The sequence below is a fragment of the Alphaproteobacteria bacterium genome (genome assembly GCA_033344895.1).
Lineage (GTDB): Bacteria > Pseudomonadota > Alphaproteobacteria > UBA8366 > Aestuariispiraceae > Pacificispira.
This window is the reverse complement of sequence record JAWPMN010000001.1, coordinates 4,520,290-4,537,941: the sequence shown is the minus strand read 5'-3', so window position 1 is coordinate 4,537,941 and position 17,652 is coordinate 4,520,290. Positions and strand designations below refer to the sequence as shown.

At 63.0% G+C, this 17,652-nt stretch carries 17 protein-coding genes, 1 tRNA gene and 1 pseudogene; 8 read left to right on the top strand and 11 right to left on the bottom strand.

Annotation, left to right across the window (positions count from 1 at the left end):
- The first annotated feature begins 139 nt into the window (after window positions 1-139).
- The 6 genes and pseudogenes from R8L07_21450 to R8L07_21425 all read left to right on the top strand — a co-directional run bounded on the left by R8L07_21450 (window position 140) and on the right by R8L07_21425 (window position 6,725).
- The gene (locus tag R8L07_21450; GenBank protein ID MDW3208109.1) at window positions 140-1,264 is read left to right on the top strand and encodes a porin; all 1,125 of its coding nucleotides are present in this window, start codon (window positions 140-142) and stop codon (window positions 1,262-1,264) included.
- A 255-nt stretch (window positions 1,265-1,519) separates the two neighbouring features.
- Window positions 1,520-2,323 (top strand): ABC transporter ATP-binding protein, encoded by an 804-nt coding sequence (locus tag R8L07_21445; GenBank protein MDW3208108.1) that lies wholly within the window; start codon window positions 1,520-1,522, stop codon window positions 2,321-2,323.
- A pseudogene (locus tag R8L07_21440) lies at window positions 2,233-3,024 on the top strand (ABC transporter ATP-binding protein). Before R8L07_21445 ends, R8L07_21440 begins: the two are co-directional and overlap by 91 nt.
- Before the next feature lie 3 nt (window positions 3,025-3,027).
- Window positions 3,028-4,053: a branched-chain amino acid ABC transporter permease gene (locus R8L07_21435; GenBank protein ID MDW3208107.1), complete on the top strand. Its 1,026-nt coding sequence runs from the start codon at window positions 3,028-3,030 to the stop codon at window positions 4,051-4,053.
- Window positions 4,054-4,064: 11 nt separating this feature from the next.
- The gene (locus R8L07_21430; GenBank protein MDW3208106.1) at window positions 4,065-5,438 is read left to right on the top strand and encodes a branched-chain amino acid ABC transporter permease; all 1,374 of its coding nucleotides are present in this window, start codon (window positions 4,065-4,067) and stop codon (window positions 5,436-5,438) included.
- Between the two features lie 93 nt (window positions 5,439-5,531).
- Window positions 5,532-6,725: an ABC transporter substrate-binding protein gene (locus tag R8L07_21425; protein ID MDW3208105.1), complete on the top strand. Its 1,194-nt coding sequence runs from the start codon at window positions 5,532-5,534 to the stop codon at window positions 6,723-6,725.
- 60 nt (window positions 6,726-6,785) lie between these two features.
- Here the strand turns inward: R8L07_21425 and R8L07_21420 are convergent, their stop codons facing one another.
- On the bottom strand, window positions 6,786-7,397 hold the full coding sequence (locus tag R8L07_21420) for a PAS domain-containing protein (GenBank protein MDW3208104.1): 612 nt from the start codon (window positions 7,395-7,397) through the stop codon (window positions 6,786-6,788).
- Between the two features lie 93 nt (window positions 7,398-7,490).
- Complete coding sequence (locus R8L07_21415) at window positions 7,491-8,495, bottom strand: putative transporter (protein ID MDW3208103.1); 1,005 nt, start codon at window positions 8,493-8,495, stop codon at window positions 7,491-7,493.
- Window positions 8,496-8,645: 150 nt separating this feature from the next.
- On the opposite strand from R8L07_21415, the gene R8L07_21410 reads away from it, so the two are divergent.
- Window positions 8,646-9,470: a dienelactone hydrolase family protein gene (locus R8L07_21410; protein MDW3208102.1), complete on the top strand. Its 825-nt coding sequence runs from the start codon at window positions 8,646-8,648 to the stop codon at window positions 9,468-9,470.
- An 18-nt stretch (window positions 9,471-9,488) separates the two neighbouring features.
- On the opposite strand, the gene R8L07_21405 is transcribed toward R8L07_21410, so the two are convergent.
- The 4 genes from R8L07_21405 to R8L07_21390 all read right to left on the bottom strand — a co-directional run bounded on the left by R8L07_21405 (window position 9,489) and on the right by R8L07_21390 (window position 12,381).
- On the bottom strand, window positions 9,489-10,112 hold the full coding sequence (locus R8L07_21405; GenBank protein ID MDW3208101.1) for a PAS domain-containing protein: 624 nt from the start codon (window positions 10,110-10,112) through the stop codon (window positions 9,489-9,491).
- Window positions 10,113-10,290: 178 nt separating this feature from the next.
- Complete coding sequence (locus tag R8L07_21400) at window positions 10,291-10,875, bottom strand: hypothetical protein (protein MDW3208100.1); 585 nt, start codon at window positions 10,873-10,875, stop codon at window positions 10,291-10,293.
- A gap of 381 nt (window positions 10,876-11,256) precedes the next feature.
- Complete coding sequence (locus R8L07_21395; protein ID MDW3208099.1) at window positions 11,257-12,138, bottom strand: bile acid:sodium symporter family protein; 882 nt, start codon at window positions 12,136-12,138, stop codon at window positions 11,257-11,259.
- A 166-nt stretch (window positions 12,139-12,304) separates the two neighbouring features.
- Window positions 12,305-12,381, bottom strand: a tRNA-Met gene (locus R8L07_21390).
- Window positions 12,382-12,593: 212 nt separating this feature from the next.
- Between R8L07_21390 and R8L07_21385 the strand changes: the two genes are divergently transcribed.
- Entirely contained in the window at window positions 12,594-13,445 is an 852-nt protein-coding gene (locus R8L07_21385; GenBank protein ID MDW3208098.1) for a phytanoyl-CoA dioxygenase family protein, read from the top strand.
- A gap of 18 nt (window positions 13,446-13,463) precedes the next feature.
- Here R8L07_21385 and R8L07_21380 read toward each other — a convergent pair whose 3' ends face one another.
- The 5 genes from R8L07_21380 to R8L07_21360 form a co-directional block, all read right to left on the bottom strand.
- Entirely contained in the window at window positions 13,464-14,246 is a 783-nt protein-coding gene (locus R8L07_21380) for a hypothetical protein (protein ID MDW3208097.1), read from the bottom strand.
- Window positions 14,247-14,258: 12 nt separating this feature from the next.
- Entirely contained in the window at window positions 14,259-15,401 is a 1,143-nt protein-coding gene (mnmA, locus tag R8L07_21375) for a tRNA 2-thiouridine(34) synthase MnmA (GenBank protein MDW3208096.1), read from the bottom strand.
- An 85-nt stretch (window positions 15,402-15,486) separates the two neighbouring features.
- Entirely contained in the window at window positions 15,487-16,131 is a 645-nt protein-coding gene (gene bluB / locus R8L07_21370) for a 5,6-dimethylbenzimidazole synthase (protein ID MDW3208095.1), read from the bottom strand.
- Window positions 16,128-16,685, bottom strand: coding sequence for a 16S rRNA (guanine(966)-N(2))-methyltransferase RsmD (gene rsmD / locus R8L07_21365; protein MDW3208094.1), 558 nt, complete (start codon window positions 16,683-16,685; stop codon window positions 16,128-16,130). The genes bluB and rsmD overlap by 4 nt, the downstream gene beginning before the upstream one ends.
- A complete protein-coding gene (locus R8L07_21360; GenBank protein ID MDW3208093.1) occupies window positions 16,666-17,643 on the bottom strand; it encodes a pseudouridine synthase in 978 nt (325 codons plus the stop codon). Before R8L07_21360 ends, rsmD begins: the two co-directional genes overlap by 20 nt.
- Between the last annotated feature and the right edge of the window lie 9 nt (window positions 17,644-17,652).

Genomic DNA, 17,652 nt, shown 5'->3' with positions numbered 1-17,652 from the left:
TGTTGCGCATTTGTCACTTGATACTTCGATTTTGATTTCGGCGTGGCGCGCCCTGTTGCCCGGCGAAAACTTCGCGCGTAGAAGACTTCGGAGCAATAACCAAACGGGCGACTAGCCTGGTCTGATTTGGAGGTATGAAATGAAGAAAGTTCTGTTGACCACGTCGGCGCTGGCCGGTGCGTCCCTGCTGACGGCTGGCACTGCGGCGGCTGAAGCCCCGGTGATGACGTTCTCGGGTGCTCTGGCTTATGAAATGGTTGCGTTTGGCGGCGACCAGGCTGATGCCGGTACCGGTTTCAACGTGACGGCGAACGAGCAGCAGTCCGAGCTGGTTTGGGACGCGCGCGGTTCGGCTGACAACGGCCTGAACTACCGTGCGAACATCCAGTGGCGCTGGGCCAACGGCGGCGCCGGTGGCAACGCTGGTACGTTTGACGAAGCGTGGATCGACTTCACGGGCGGTTTCGGTCGTCTGTTCATCGGTGGCGAAGACGGCGTGTCCGATCTGGTTGCCGGTACGTCGGGCCACACGGTTCAGGTTGGTACCTGGGGTACGGACGGCAACAACGCGCTGCGTCACGTGAACTTCCTGGGCATGGCCACGGGTCTGCACTACTACGCGTCGCATGCCGGCATGACGTCGGACGCGAACAAGATCGGCTACATCACGCCGAACTTCGGTGGTTTCAGCGCCGGTGTTTCGTACTCGCCGAACTCGACGTTCCTGCAGGCGCAGGGCACGAACAACGACGGTAATGCGAATGCGTTCGAATTCGCTGCCGGTTGGTCGGGTTCGTTCGGTGACGTGACGCTGGGTGTTGACGGTTCGTACGGCATTGCCGACGACCAGTCTGGCGTGAACGGTACCGACAACGAAGACGTCCGTGGCTACATGGTCGGCGGTACGGTTGGTTTCGCTGGCTTCCAGATCGCGGGTGCGTTCCTGGACAACGGCGACTCGAACTGCGTGAAGACGGTTGTGAACTGTGACGCGGGTGACGGCTGGAACGTCGGTGCGTCGTACAACTTCGGTCCGGGTGCAGTCTCTGTGATGTACCAGAACTCGGAGAACGACACGGACGGCAACGGCCGGGACGACGAAGTGTCGATCCTGCACGCTGGTGTGAACTACAACATCGCGGAAGGCCTGTCGGCTCACCTGAACGGTTACTGGTTCGACCTGGAGAACGAGTCGGGCTCCGGCGTGGCTGCGAACTCCAACGACGCGACCGTCGTTATCCTGGGTACCCGCGTTACGTTCTAATCGCGGAAACCCAATGGGTTCGGGAAGGGGCGGCTTCGGCCGCCCCTTTCTTTTTTGGCTGAAATCAGACCAAGGGAAAATCAGGTTCCCTCCGTGCGAGGCGCGGAAAATCCACTGATTTTGCGGTTTCCAGGGAAAGTTCGGATTGAAGAATCCGGTGGGACTCGGCATGTTGCCCTAACATTGGCGGGCAGGGACATGGTGGCCGGATCGAAACGCGGATCCGAGAAACACCAGACCTAGGGTTGGGGCCGGATGATCAGAACAGAAAATGTCGTAAAGCGCTTCGGCGGTTTGACCGCAGTCGATGGCGTCAGCCTTACCATAGAACAAGGCAGCATTACCGGTCTTGTCGGACCGAACGGGGCGGGAAAGACCACCTATTTCAATCTGATCGCGGGCCGATTTCCCCCGACATCCGGAAAGATATTTCTGGATGGCGAGGATGTGACGGGGTTGCCGCCGCACGATCTGTTTGCACATGGCCTGTTGCGAACCTTCCAGATTGCGCATGAATTCTCCCATCTGACCGTGCGGGAGAACCTGATGATGGTCCCGCCGGATCAGGCCGGAGAAACGCTTTGGAATGCGTGGTTCCGACCCAGCGTTGTTCGGCAGCAGGAGGCGGAAATTCGCGACCGCGCTGATGATGTCATCGATTTTCTGAACCTGTCGCATATTGCCGACGAACTGGCGGGCAATCTTTCCGGCGGGCAGAAGAAACTGCTGGAACTCGGCCGCACCATGATGGTGGATGCGAAAGTCGTGCTGCTGGACGAAGTCGGCGCCGGGGTAAACCGAACACTGCTGAACGAGATCGGCGACGCGATCCTGCGTCTCAATGCCGACCGCGGCTATACCTTCTGCATGATCGAGCACGACATGGATTTCATCAGCCGCTTGTGCAATCCGGTGGTCGTCATGGCCGAGGGGCGGCTGTTGGCCAGCGGCACAGCGGAAGAAATCAAGGCGAACGACGCCGTGATCGAGGCCTATCTCGGCACCGGACGCGATCGGGCGGAGGAGCGCTCCTCGGAGAAGGCGGAGGCGGACGCATGAGCCACCTGATCGGCAAGGATATGCGCGGGGGCTATGGCGGCGCGGACATTCTCAACGGCTGCACAGTTGCGGTCGACAAGGGACAGATCGCGGTTGTCGTCGGCCCCAATGGCGCCGGAAAGTCGACCGCCATGAAGGCACTGTTCGGCATGCTCGATCTGCGCGAAGGGAATGTGACGCTTGGCGGTCGGGATATTACGGCGCTCAGCCCGCAGGATCGGGTGGCCTGCGAAATGGCGTTCGTCCCGCAGACCAACAACGTTTTCGCCGGGATGACCGTCGAGGAAAACCTGGAAATGGGCGCCTACCTGCGTCGTGACGATTTCTCCGGCACGATGGAGGAGGTGTTTGACCTGTTCCCCATCCTGAAGGAAAAGCGCAAGCAGTTTGCGGGGGAACTGTCCGGTGGTCAGCGCCAGCAGGTCGCTGTCGGTCGCGCCCTGATGACGCAACCGAGCGTCCTCATGCTCGATGAGCCAACTGCCGGCGTGTCGCCAATCGTCATGGACGAACTGTTCGACCGTGTGATCGCCATCAAGAAGACCGGCATCGCGGTCCTGATCGTCGAACAGAATGCGCGGCAGGCATTGGAGATTGCGGATATCGGCTACGTCCTGGTTTCCGGCGAGAACCGCTTCACCGACACCGGCGAGGCCCTGCTGGCCGATGCCGAAGTGCGGCAATCATTCCTGGGGGGCTGATCCATGTCCGAGACATTCGAGCTCCTGAACGCTTTGGCGCTGATGTCGAATTTCGTATTCGTGCCGGCGCTGTCCTATGGGTCTCAACTGGCGCTCGGCGCGCTGGGCATCACGCTGGTCTTCGGCATTCTACGGTTTGCCAACTTCGCCCATGGCGACCTGATGGCCTTCGGGACGATGGTGGTCGTCCTCGTGACCTATTGGCTCCAGGCGCAGGGCATCGGGATCGATCCACTGCCTACCGCATTGCTGGCCCTGCCGATCGGTATCGTCGTTGCGATCGCCGCGACCCTGCTGATCGACCGAAGCGTATTTCGGTTCTATCGCAAGCGCCGGGCGGCGCCGGTGATCCTCGTCGTTGCCTCCGTCGGTGTGATGTACGTCCTGAACGGGGTGACGCGGTTCATCATCGGGCCGGACGATCAGCGTTTCGCGGATGGGGAGCGCTTTCTCATCAACGCGCGGGAATTCAAGGAAATCACCGGCCTTGCCGAAGGCGTTACCATAAAATTCAGTCAGGGGGTGACGGTGGTCGTGGCGATCGTCGTGGTCGCGGCCCTGTTCTGGTTCCTGCAGAAGACCCGGACCGGCAAGGCGATGCGGGCCTATTCGGATAACGAGGACCTGGCGCTTCTGTCGGGCATCAATCCGGATCGTATCGTTGCCGTGACGTGGATCCTCGCGGCTGTTCTGGCGACAATCGCAGGGACGCTCTACGGGCTGGACAAGAGCTTCAAGCCCTTCACCTATTTCCAACTCATTCTGCCGATGTTCGCGGCAGCCATCGTTGGCGGGATCGGGCAGCCCATCGGTGCCATTGTCGGCGGCTATATCGTTGCCTTTTCTGAGGTGATGGTGACCTACGCTTACAAGAAGGCGCTCGCCTATCTCGGCCCGGGCGGCTGGGAGCCGGACGGCCTGATGCAGATACTGTCGACCGAGTACAAGTTCGCGGTCTCCTTCATCATTCTGGTCATTGTGCTGCTTGTGCGACCGACCGGCATCTTCCGCGGAAAGGTGATCACATGAGGATCGGGGACATGTCGCCACTCGGCCGGAGAACTCTGTTCGCCTATATCGGCATGGCGCTGCTGCTGATTCTGATCGGCTTTCTGCAGTCCTGGTCCGTCGCCCTGGTCATGATCAACCTTTGCCTGATCTCCGCGATCATGGCGCTGGGCGTGAACATCCAGTGGGGCTATGCCGGGCTGTTCAGCGCCGGGACCGTTGGCTTTGCGGCCCTGGGCGGCCTTGCGGGCGTCCTGATCTCCGAGGCCCCGGTTCCGGAGGCCTGGAGTGCCGGCGGATTCAATGTCCTGATGTCCGCCGCGATGCTGGCGGTCCTGGTTGCGGCGATCTTTGTCATCTTCGCGGTCATGCGGCCGGGGCGCACGCGCAAGATCGTCCTGACGCTGACCGTTCTCGTCGGATATTTCATCGTTCGACAGTTCTTTGACGCGGGCACCGATGCCATCGAGGCGGTCGATCCGGCGCTGACCGGATTCCTGGGCGGGCTCAATCTGCCGATCATCCTGTCCTGGCCCGTGGGGGGGCTGCTTGCCGCCCTGGTTGCCTGGGGGATCGGCAAGATCGCCTTGGGACTGCGCGCGGACTATCTGGCCATTGCGACGCTGGGGATTGGCGAAATCGTCATCGCCGTCATCAAGAACGAAGAATGGCTGGCGCGCGGTGTGAAGAATGTCAGCGGCCTTGATCGCCCGGTTCCCAAGGAAATCGTCCTGCAGGAATCGGACTGGTTCCTGGGCTGGGTCGAATGGTTTCATGCCTCCGCCCTGCAGGGGGTGAGCGGCGATGCGCGCCTCGACATGCTGCGGGGATTCGCCCAGTACGACGCCGGTATCGCGGTGAAACTGTGCTACGTGATCCTGTTCTCCGCAGTTCTGGTCTGCCTGTTCGTGCTGGCTCAGAAGGCGCTGAATTCGCCCTGGGGCCGGATGATGCGGGCCATCCGCGACAACGAGGTCGCTGCCGAAGCGATGGGCAAAGACGTTACCAAACGCCACCTGCAGACCTTCATCCTGGGCTCTGCCGTTATCGGGATCGCCGGGGCGATGCTGACCACTCTGGACGGGCAGTTCACGCCGGGGACATACAATCCGCTGCGCTATACCTTCCTGATCTGGGTGATGGTGATCGTCGGCGGCTCGGGCAATAACCACGGTTCCGTCATCGGTGGGTTCCTGATCTGGTTCGCCTGGGTTCAGGCGGAGCCGGCCGGTGCATTCGTGTTGGATCTGCTGACCTCCGGACTTGCGGAAGACAACCCGGTACGCGAGCATCTGTTGGGCGCTGCGGCGCACATGCGGCCCCTGTTGATGGGGCTTGTGCTGCTGCTTGCGATGCGTTTCAGTCCCAAAGGCATTCTGCCGGAGCCGGTACGCGCCGATCGCTGATCGGGGGTGGAATCAGGACCGACGCGGGCGGAACGCAATGACAATAATGGAGCCGCCTCATGGGGAAGCGGCCTTAATCTGGGAGTAGTCTTGATGAAGAAACTGTTGCTAGCGACGAGCATGCTGGCCCTGGGCGCGACGGGCATTTCCGGCGCGGCGCAGGCTGAGGTCAAGCTCGGCATCATTCTCGGCTTCACCGGGCCGATCGAATCCGTCACGCCCGGCATGGCCGATGCGGCGGAACTGGCGATGAAGGAAGTCTCCGACAGCGGCAAGCTGCTCGGTGGCGAAACCGTGACGCCGGTTCGGGCCGACTCGACCTGCGTCGACAGCGCGGCCGCGACGGCTGCTGCCGAACGTCTGGTGACTTCCGATGGAGTCGCGGCGATCGTCGGCGCAGATTGCTCCGGTGTGACCGGCGCGGTGGCCAACAACGTCACCATTCCGAAGGGTGTCGTGATGATCTCGCCGTCGGCGACGTCGCCGGCTCTGTCCGCCCTGGAAGACAACGGCTATTTCTTCCGTACCGCGCCGTCCGATGCCCGTCAGGGTCAGGTTCTGGCCGACATCATGAAGGACCGCGGCCTCAAGTCGGCGGCGGTAACCTACACGAACAACGACTACGGCAAGGGTCTGGCCGATGCGTTCCAGTCCTCCTTCGAAGCGGCCGGCGGCACGGTAACGACCTCTGTTGCGCATGAAGACGGCAAGGCGGACTACTCGGCTGAGGTCGGCACGCTGGCCGCATCGGGCGGCGACGTCCTGGCGGTCTTCGGTTATGTCGATCAGGGTGGTCGCGGCATCATCCAGAGTTCGCTGGACACAGGTGCGTTCGACACCTTCCTGGTCGGCGACGGTATGACTTCGGAAGCACTGGTCGAAACCTTCGGTTCCGACATCGACGGTACCGTCGGCACGCTGCCGGGGAACGATTCCGAAGGGGCCAGCATGTTCCTCGACTTCGCGAAGGCGAATGGCGTGGACGGCGATGGTGCCTTCCGTCCGGAAAGCTACGACGCGGCTGCGCTGATTCTGCTGGCCATGCAGGCGGCCGGCACGACCGACAGCGCCGCGGTCAAGGACAAGGTCATGGAGGTCGCCAACGCGCCGGGCGAGCCGATCCTGCCGGGTGAACTGGCCAAGGGTCTCGAGATCCTGGCGAATGGCGGCGACATCGACTATGTCGGCGCGACCGCCGTGGAACTGATCGGGCCGGGCGAGGCCGCCGGCTCCTACCGCGAACTGCTGGTCGAAGGCGGCGCCTTCACCACCGTGCAGATCCGGTAATTCGAATACGATTTGAAGGGAAGGGGCCCGGCGGCGACGTCGGGCCCTTTTTCCATGGGGTCAGTTCAGGCCTGCCGCGAATGACAGGGAAACCGGGTGTTCCTCCGGTTTGAGCACCTGATTTTCCGGAGGGACGACCGTGTCGTACTCCACCACCCAGCCCCCCAGGATCTGATCGACATCGGCGCCGTTCTTGGACATCGGTAGAGCCAATCGACGATAGATCGCCGATGGCAGGTCGCCGCCGTCGAGTGCAGATACGCTGAGCCCTGCCTGACGCGTTGTAGCGACGGTACAGAACAGTTCGTTGAGATGGTCCAGCATCGCACCGTGCCGAATATCCTCGACACACAGCCCCTCCACGCGTTGCCGGACCTGGGACTGGATGAAGGTGCCGACCAACCGATAGCGATGACGCCGCGCATTCTCCAATGGCTCCGTGATGAAGACATGGGGCAGCAGCATGCGGATTTCAGCGGGGTTCAACCTGTCCCGAGGCATGCATCCGTCGACGCTACGCCGATCGCACCAGTAGTCGAACAGCTGAACCAGAACCGGGTCCGTCAGAATCTGTCGAAGTTCGCCCATCGACACGCAATCGTGCCGTCGCAAGTCGTCGCGCCGCATCGGTGTCGGCCACCCTTCTTCCGGCGCGATACGAGACCGGCGCATGCGACCCTCACCGCATGCGTGATCCTGTGCCGTATCGGCCCATCACCCCTTCCGTCCGGGAAAGAAGCCTAGGGGGTAAATCTTAACGAAGTGTTAGGATTCCGGCAGTGCCCTGCTTGGCGGAACATCCCGGTAGATTTCGGCTTCGAAGGCGCGCAGACGCTTATAGACCGAGATAAGTTCGACGATGATGCTCCAGCTTCGGACCAGGAACTGGAAGGATGATTCCACGCGGCCGAAGGCCCGCACGATCTGCTGCATCACACCCAGAGATATGGCGCCGGACACAATCGTCGGGCCCAGTGCGATATAGGGCACGATTACCCCGAACTGCAGATAGGACCACTTGGCGACGTCGAAATACATGTAGTGGAAGAACAGCCGGAAATAGTTGCGCCGCACATGGTGAAACAGTTCGGCGACCGTCGGCGGCTGGGCCCGGTCCTCGTGATCCTCGCCATAGACCAGTTCCTTGCGGTAGGCGGCCTCAACCTTCTGGTTGTTGAACTCGAGGCCGGGCAGCTTGATGCCCACCACGGCCAGCACGGCGGTTCCGAACAGGGCAAAGATCACCGCGACATAGACAAGCGCGTGTTCCACTTCGCCAATCCCGGGCAGCACCTTCACGGATTTCGATAGTTCCCAGAGGATCGGCAGGAAGGCGAACAGTGTCATCAGCGAATCCAGCAGGTTGCTCCCCAGCGATTCCATGATGGTTGCGAAGCGGCGTGTGTCCTCCTGGACCCGCTGGCTGGCCCCCTCGATATGGCGCAGGCGCTCCCAATGGGACATGTAGAAATTGTTCATCGCATGGCGCCAGCGGAACACCCAATGCTTGGTGAAGAAGGACAGCATCACGGCGACGACGATGTAGATGCCGGCGATCCTGGCGAAGGTCGCCAGGAACCCAAAATACTCATCCAGCGTCACGGAGCCCGGCTCCCCCAAAGCCTTCTGGACCAGATCGTAGAAGCCCCCGAACCATTCATTGATCTGGACATCGATCTCGACCTGATACCAGGTCCCGCCGACGATCACGGCCATACCCAGCCAGGCCCACAACATCCATTCACGGCTCAGAAAGAACGAGCGGAACATGGGATGGTCTCACTTTCTCGATTTCTGGAAGTTTGCTCGGATTTCAGCACGGGAGAGTTTGTCGGATTCGCCCCCGGATGACGATACGCAAATTGGCGCGCCCACGGGTTTCAAGCTAACGTGAACCGGTATGTCGTGGGGGAGGATGCGATGCGTCTCTTGAAACTGCTGCCGCTCTGTCTGGCCTTCTGCTTGGTGGGGTGGAGCCAGACGCTGAAGATCGACAGTTGGCCGGCACCGTTTCAGGACCCGGTCCGGGTGACCGCCAAATTCTGGCCCGCCCCGCACCTGGAAGGGCGCGCGCCGGCAGTTATCCTTCAACACGGCTGCGGCGGCTGGTATGGCGACAATATCGAAAACTGGGCCCTGTGGTTCAACGCGCGCGGCTTTCATGCGCTTGCCATCGACAGTTTCGAATCGCGCGGGCATCCGGACGGCATCTGCGCGTCTCTCGCGACCGGCGCGAAGGTCGGCCTGCTGGCGCGGACGGAGGACGCATACGGCGGTCTGGCATGGCTAGCGGCGCGAGACGACGTCGATCCGGCCAGGGTGGTACTGATGGGCTTTTCCAACGGCGGAACGACTGCCCTGAATGCGGTGACGAAGGGGAAGCTGCCGCGGAACGTTCCCGTCGACCTGCGCTTTGCCGCGGCGATCCCGATGTATCCCTGGTGCGGTGTCGGTGCCAATGCCGGCACCTTCGAAACCCTCGCGCCGGTCCAGGTCATCATCGGAGAGGCCGATGACTGGACGCCCGCGCGCCTGTGCGACAAGGCGATGGAGAACCAGGCCGGAAGCCCGGCGTTTCAGGTCGAGAAGATTCCCGGTGCCTATCATTCCTTCGACATGACGGCCTGGCGCGGCCAGCCAGTCGGGTCGCGCGACTATCTTGGCTATCGTCTGGAGCCGAATGCCGAAGCGATCGCATCAGCGCAACAGACGATTGACGCGTTTCTGAGCCGCGAATTGAACTAGGGGAGACCGTCCCGGCGATCAGCTATAGCGCTGATCGTGCATGAGTTTCCATTCATGGGAACTCAGTTCGCGTCCCTTGTCGGCCAGGTTGCAGACCAGAAACCGGACCACCTTGTTTCCGAATTCGTCATGCACCGGCAGTATCAGCCGCTTCCAGGCGCTCGCATCGATCCAGCTCAGCGGCTGGTGATGGGTGAACATCGGTTTCGCGGTCCTGAATACGGCGCGGTAGCAGGCGCGATAGAACAGTGCCTGGTTGGATCGAACGGACCGGTTCATCTCCGACACCAGTTTGCCGGTCCAGTCCTTGCCGACCATCGAGGATATGCCGGTGCCGTACACCCTGTATCGGGCATCCATACCGTCCTCTTCCACATCCAGAAGCATAATTTTCGACAGGACTTTTCCTATCGCTGTCGGGTCCACCATGCTTGACGTGAAGAGGCTGTCGGATCGCCTGGCCTTTTGCGACTTCCAGAAGTCCAGCACGTCCTGGTGGGCTTTCTCCTGGGGAAGCCAGGATTCGTCGACGAATGCGATGTCGTCGACACCATGCGCGAAGGCGTCACGCCATCGGCCCGAGACAATCAGGTCGGCCGCGCCTTCTATCGACTCCGTACTCGGATCAATCCAGTCAGGCATCTTTACCTCTATCCGGAAGGACCGGAATTATCGCCGAAAATCTCTAACACAGGCTTAATCGCAGTCCCCGCCCCAATCAATGCGTTGAGGTGCCTCACCCCGGTACCTGTGACGGTTTCGGCCAAAGGAAAACGGCGCCCGATAGGGGGCGCCGTCTCCTCAGGGATTGTCAGGCCGATTACATCACATTGGCCTCGTTGGCCGCGTCGACATACTCGCGCCAGCTCTCGACATAGTCGTCTCGGGCCGCGTCCCATTGCGCGTAAGTCTCGGCTTCATGCATCCGATACCAGTTCGAGCGGACTTCGTTCAGCTTCTCGGCGACCGATTCCGGTGCGTCAGCTTCGACCACGAGGATTTCGTGACGCACGATGTCATAGGACGTGCTCTGCTCGAACGTACGGCGTTCTTCCGGAACGGCGGAGTTCGATGCCCAGCCCTTCCTCTCGGCCGCTTCGAACTCGCTCTTGAACTCGGCCCAGGCTTCCTCGAAATCGGCCTTCAGGCTGTCGTATTTCGGGCTGCCGACCGGTTCGTCGGATACGGTGTTCCAGTCCTGGTTGACCTTGACCCAGGAGGCGCGGACCGACGGATCGATTTCCATCGTTTCCATGCGCTCTTCGTAAAGGTTCACTTCGCGCTCGATGTGGCGCTCGTAGTTTCTCCGCTCTTCGGGGACGGCGCTGCCCGTTTCGGCCATCGCCGGCGCTGCGGCGAAACCAAGAGACATGGTCAGGGCGGTGGCTGTCAGAAGCGGTTTCATACAATGAACTCCTTTCGCTTTGGCATGCGTGCCGGAGCTGCAGAAATCCTGCCGGCCCCGGCCTGGGGCACCGTCAAATCGTAGGGGGTGCGAAGATTTGAGAGCCTCGGCCCGACAGGAAGGTGCCTGCCCGGCGCCCCGGCTCACCGAACCACATAATGTCTGTGATACACGCGTCAACCGCTCGGGAACATTTCCAGGGGGCTGGAAAGGCGTTGCTGGTCGGTTGCAACGTGGCCTGCTGTCCAGTTTTCCGGGCGTTGCAGCGCGGCCGAGATTTCGAGATTTTTCCTCTCGTGGCGGGGTGCTCTCGCCGTCATTGGGCGAGGGGAATCGCCTCGTCCGTCCTGCCCATGGCCCTGGTCGAGGCGCGCGCGTAGCCTAGGACGGCGCGTGCCTGCGTCGAAGATAGGCGATGAAGATCAGCGCCGTGGCGAACATGATCAGGCTATAGGTCGCGGCCGGGACCGTCGCCAGACCGCCGCCGAAAAGCAGGGTCGCAACGGCGATGGCCAGGGTCCCGTTCTGCAGCCCGCATTCGATCGAAATGGCGATGGCCTGCGGTGCGCCGGTGGCGAGACACCGTGCGATGGCGTAGGCCAATCCCATCATCACGACGTTGAGCGCCAGCGTCACAAGCCCGGCCTGGGCGAAGTAATCGACGATATTGGCACGCTCCTGAAGAATCGCGCCCAGCAGGACGAGCGCGAACAGCACGGCGGACGCCTTGTTGGTCGCCGGCACGATGCGCCGCGCGAGGCCTTCGGCGAAGCGCCGGGTCAGCAGGCCGATCAGCACCGGGATCGTGACGATCACGAAGACACCGATCGCGGTGCTCGTGACCGAAACGGGCCCGGCATCGCCGCCGACGAAATGTCCGTAGGAGAAGACGACGATGAACGGGATGGTCAGAACCGACAGAAGGCTGATCACCGCGGTCAGGGAGATCGACAGGGCCACATCGCCCCTGGCGAAGGCCGTCAGGATGTTCGACGTCACGCCGCCCGGCGCCGCGGCGATGATCATCACCCCCAATGCCAGTTCCGGGGCCAGTTCCGGGGCCAGTTCCGGGGTGAGCGGCCACAGGCTGACCAGGCCGAAGGCGACGAGGGGCAGCAGCACGATCTGGGACAGCGCGCCGATCAGGAAGTCACGCGGCGCCTTCGCAACCCGGGCGAAATCCGCGACGGTCAGCCCCAGCCCCAGTGAAAACATGATGAAGGCCAAGGCCAGCGGCAGCACCACATCCGTCACGATTCCCATCTCGTCCCCCCATCGTCTTGATCTCGCCGGGGTAATTTCCCCGACCCGTGAGCGAGACTAAGGAGATTTGCCGCCCGATGCGAGCGCGGAAACGGGCACAAACGACTGCACCTGCCCATTCCCGTGTTGGATGGGCCGCGATCCAAAACGAAGCTGATAGAGGGGATGGTGGCGGATCAGGGACTCGAACCCCGGACACATGGATTATGATTCCACCGCTCTAACCAACTGAGCTAATCCGCCGTGATGCCGTTCCGCATCGATCCCCGCCGGCAGGCTTTCCGGCCGGGCCGGAGTTCCTTCGACGAGGTGCGCTTATCTATAAAGACCGCGCCGGGCTGTCAAGCGGGTCGAACGCGCAAATTTGTGTCCTGAACCGCATAGTCGACGATCACCGACGGTTTCACCATCGGGGCAGGGCATAGGGCGCCGTATGTCAGGGAGGCCGGAAGTCGATGCTGACGGATGAACAGCGGGAATTCTATCGGGAGAACGGCTATCTTGTCCTTGAGCGCCTGATCCCGGAGGCGCGGCTGGTCGAGATCCGGGAGGTCATTTCGGCCTTTCGGGAGCGCGCGCGGCGCGTGACCGCCAGCACACCGGTCTTCGACGTGGCGCCGGGGCATGGTCCGGAGACACCGAAGCTCCGCCGGGTGAAGGACCCGGTCCTTCAGCATCCGACATTCGATGCGCTGATGCGCGATCCGCTGATCGTCGATCCGGTCGCCGACCTGCTGGGCGGCACGGCGCGATTCGACCATTCCAAGCTCAATTTCAAACCGCCGGGCGGGAAGGCGCAGATCGACTGGCATCAGGACTGGGCGTTCTATCCGCATACCAATGACGACCTTCTGGCCGTCGGTGTGATGATCGAGGATTGCACGGCGGAGAACGGGCCGCTGATGGTGATTCCCGGATCGCACAGAGGACCGGTCTACGATCATCACGATGGCGGGTTGTTCGTCGGTGGCATTTCCGACACGGACCTGACCGGGGAGGTGCCGAAGGCGGTTTCCCTGACCGCGCCGGCAGGGTCGGTTTCGATCCATCATGTCCGCACCCTGCATGCGTCGACGGAAAACCGGTCCGACCGGGAGCGGCCGCTGCTGCTCTTTTCCTATTCCGCCGTGGATGCCTTTCCGGTCTTCGAGGCGCGGGACCTGTCCGCCTATGACACGCTGATCCTGAGAGGGGAGCCAACGCTGACGCCCCGCGCCACCGGTGTCCCGATGCGCCTGCCCCTGCCGCGGGAGGCCACGGCGGATTCGATCTATGACAACCAGGCGGGGCGCAAGAAGGTTGCCTGACGGCGTCCCTCCGGGAAATCAGTCGATGAGATGGGCCGGAATATAGCGCCGGATTTCCGGGACGGGCAGACGATCCAGCAGCGCGCCGCTGCCGGCACCGTCCCGGACGATGGCGGCAAGCCTGTCGCGCGTGGCCTCCGGCACCGCCTTGGAACAGGCAAGCCAGCCATAGACCTCCGCCAGGACGGCCTCTTCCTTCAGGATCAGGTCCGGGTCCGCCGCCAGCCTGAAGTTGACCACGATGTCGACATCGATGATCCCGCGCAGGCGACCGCGCTTCAGCATCTCGAATATGCTCTCGCGCTCCGATATCGGGGTGACGTCTTCACCGGCCAGCCGGGCGTAGTGTTCGATTGTCGTGCCCAACATCACACCATACCGGTCGTCGTCCAGATCGGCGGACATGTTGCCGGAGCCATAGCGCACGATGCGCGACCGGATGATCGGCAGGACCCAGTGATAGTCGTCTTCGACCTGGGGCAGGCGGATCAGGCCGATGGAGCAGACCAGAATGGGTTCGCGCATCGCGACATGAACCCGTCCCGCCGGGAGGGAGGGGGTATCGATCGTCCGGTCGAGATGCTCCTTCAGGTAATCCGTGAAGGCGGTCTGGATCCGGCCGATTTCGCGGACGCCGCTTTCGACGACCAGCAGCGACAGCGGCGCGCCGTCGTCCCCTTCACGTGTCGTCCCCGAGGGGGCGTCCTGTGCCTGAACCGGTCGGGCCAGGCTCAGAACCAGCAGCAATGCAGAAAGGCCGATGGTTGCGCCGCACCGGGGCAGGGAAAGCCGCAATGGCATGCGTCCGGACTCTCAGGCCGCCAGTTCGTCGGGGCCGCGAATGCCCTCGCGCAGGATCCAGCCGCCACCCAGAACATGGCTTGCGGCGCCGTCAGGGTCGTAGAAGACGCAGGCCTGGCCCGGGGAGACGCCCTGCTGCGGGTCTTCGAATACAACCTCGACATCGCCCAGCGTCGTCGCTTCGACCCGTGCCGGGACCGGTGCCATCGTGTTCCGGATCTTGACCAGCACCGGCTGAGGGCCGTCGGACAGGCGCGCCGGGCCTAGCCAGTTGACGTCGGACAGGCGCAGGCGAGCCACGGCCAGTGCCTCGCGCGGACCGACGATGACACGCGCCGCCTCGGGGTCCAGCCGCACGACATAGAGCGGGTCTGTGTCGTCCTTGCGGCCGCCTATGCCCAATCCCTTGCGCTGTCCGATCGTGTAGTTCAGCACGCCGTCATGCTGCCCCAGGACGCTGCCGTCCATGTGGACGATTTCACCCGGGCGGGCGGCGTCGGGGCGCAGCTTCTCGACGATACGGGCATAGGACCCGTCCGGGACGAAACAGATGTCCTGGCTGTCCGGCTTTGCTGCCACGGGCAGATCGAAGCGCTCCGCCAGGGCCCGGGTCTGGGTCTTGTTCAGGCCCCCCAGCGGAAACCGCAGGAAATCGAGCTGTGCCTGGGTGGTCGCGAAGAGGAAATAGCTCTGATCCTTGGAGGGGTCGACGGCGGCGTGCAGTTCCGCGCGGCCTTCCGGTGCGCGGTGGCGGCGGATGTAATGGCCGGTGGCCAGTGCCTCCGCACCCAGATCCCGCGCGGTGCCGAGCAGATCGCGGAACTTTACCGTCTGATTGCAGCGCACGCAGGGGATCGGAGTTTCACCGCGGGCATAGGCGTCCGCGAAATCCTCGATCACGGCGTCACGAAAGGCGCTTTCGTAATCCAGGACGTAATGCGGGATGCCGATCCGCTCCGCCACGTTGCGGGCGTCGTGGATATCCTGGCCGGCGCAGCAGGCGCCCTTGCGCTGGATCGCGGCCCCATGGTCATAGAGCTGCAGCGTGATGCCGACGACGTCGTAGCCCAGCTCCTTCAACAGCGCCGCGGTGACGGAGGAATCCACCCCGCCGGACATCGCCACGACCACGCGCGCGCCATCCGGCACATCCATGTCGGGCAGGTCGAAGTCGGACAGGCTGGCTTTCACGTCACTCATGGCGGGGGAGATATAGGAAAAACCCCGTCTGACGCAAGGATTACCGGCGGAAGATGCGGTCTTCCACGGGGCGGCGCGTCTCCCAGCCGGCGCTTTCCAGCTCCGGGGTGTCGCTGGTTCTGGCCGGATAGCCGATGCACAGATAGGCAATGAACCGCCAGTCCTGTGGAACGTCCAGCGCGGCGTTCATCTCGCCGGGATCCAGGATCGACAGCCAGCCCAGCCCGATCCCTTCCGCCCGTGCCGCGAGCCAAAGCGTCTGGATCGCGCCCACGACGGAAAAATCCAGGGTCTCCGGCATGGTCTTGCGGCCCAGCCCGGATCCCTGGTCCGGATCCGGGTCGCAGAACACCGCCAGTTGATGCGGCGCATCGTCCAGACCCTGAAGTTTCAGACGGGCGTAGAGCGAGGCCTTGTCGCCGTCATAGCCCTTCAGCGCCTCCGCATTGCAGGACTCGAACGATGCCTTGATGCGGGCACGTGCAGTCTTGTCATCGACGAGAACGAAGCGCCAGGGCTGGCTGAGCCCGACGGAGGGCGCGCGGTCGGCCGTCGCCAGCAGACGCTCCAGCACGCCGTCCGGCAGGGGATCGGTCAGGAAATGCCGTACGTCCCGGCGCCAGGCGAACAGCTCGTCCAGGGTCGCGCGGAAATCCCGGTCGAATTGCGGGGCCGACCCGGTCATCCTTGCCGCTCCAGAAACAGGAACCGCGTTGCGCCATACTTCCGGTCGTCGACCTGTTCCAGTCCGTCCGGGACGCTGAAATCGCGTTTGGGGTGCACCTGAACGACCGCCAACCCGTCATCGGCCATCCATCCTGCACTGATGGCCGCGGTCAGCGCCGTCGCCGCGGCATCCACGTCATAGGGCGGATCCAGGAACAGCAGGCCGCAGGCATCCCGCGCTCTTGGCGGGCGTGTCGCATCCTGGGTCAGGACATGGCAGGCGGTTGCCGCGTCCTTCATCCGGGTGATGTTCCGACGCAGTACCTGCAGCGCACCCGGGTCGGTCTCCAGGAAATGGCATTGCGCGGCACCACGGCTGATCGCTTCCAGGCCGACGGCGCCGCTGCCGGCAAAGAAATCGGCCACCGAACGGTCGCGCAGACGGCCCAGATACTTCGGGCCTGCCAGAATGTTGAACAGGGATTCCCGCGCCCGGTCTGTCGTCGGGCGGGTGGTATGGCCCTCGGGCGCTTCCAGCGTCAGACCGCGTCGGCTACCGGCGACGATCCGCATTCGGCGTCCCCCGTCGTGTGGCCGGGCGCCCGGCCCCGGAAGGTCTGGATTCCGCCGATGCCGAAGTCGGAGCGCGCCCGCCCGCCCTCTTGGCGGCACCCTTCTTGGCGAGGGGCTTCTTCGTCGCGGCCTTCTTGCCGCCGGCTTCATCATCCGGGCGTGACTTGACGTTGCGCCGGGGGCTGAACTTCTGCTTCGGCTTGGCCTTCGCCCAATTGCCGTGGTTCTTGCTGCTTTCCCCGCCGATCAGGTCGCGCATGATCTTGGCCGGAACCTCCTCCACAGCGCCGCGGGCCATGGCGCCGAGGTGAAACGGTCCATAGGACACCCGGATCAGGCGGTTCACCACATAGCCGAGATGCTCCATGACCTTCCGGACCTCGCGGTTCTTGCCCTCGGTCAGGGATACCACCACCCAGGCATTCGCACCTTGCTGCCGCTCCAGCTCGGCGCGGATTTCGCCGTAGCGAATGCCGTCGATGGTGACGCCGTTTGCCAGGCTTTCCAGCTTTTCGGCTTCGACACGGCCGTGGACGCGCACGCGATACCGGCGAATCCAACCGGTGGCCGGCAATTCCAGCTTCCGGGCCAGTTCGCCGTCATTGGTCAGAAGCAGCAGGCCTTCGGAGTTGAGGTCCAGGCGACCGATGCTGACCACCCGGGGCAGGGCAGGCGGCAGGCGTTCGAAGATGGTCGGGCGTCCCTTCTCATCGCGGGCGGTGACCACAAGGCCGGTCGGCTTGTTGTATTTCCAAAGCCGCGCGGCCTGTTCGGCGGGCAGCGGCGTGCCGTCGACCAGGATTTCATCCTCCGGGCCGACATTCAGGGCCGGGCTGGTGATCTTCGTGCCGTTTACCACGACACGGCCGGCCTCGATCCAGCGTTCCGCATCCCGTCGCGAGCACAGACCTGCGCGCGCGATGCGTTTCGCCAAGCGTTGGGAATCGCTATCGGTCATGGCGTGCTT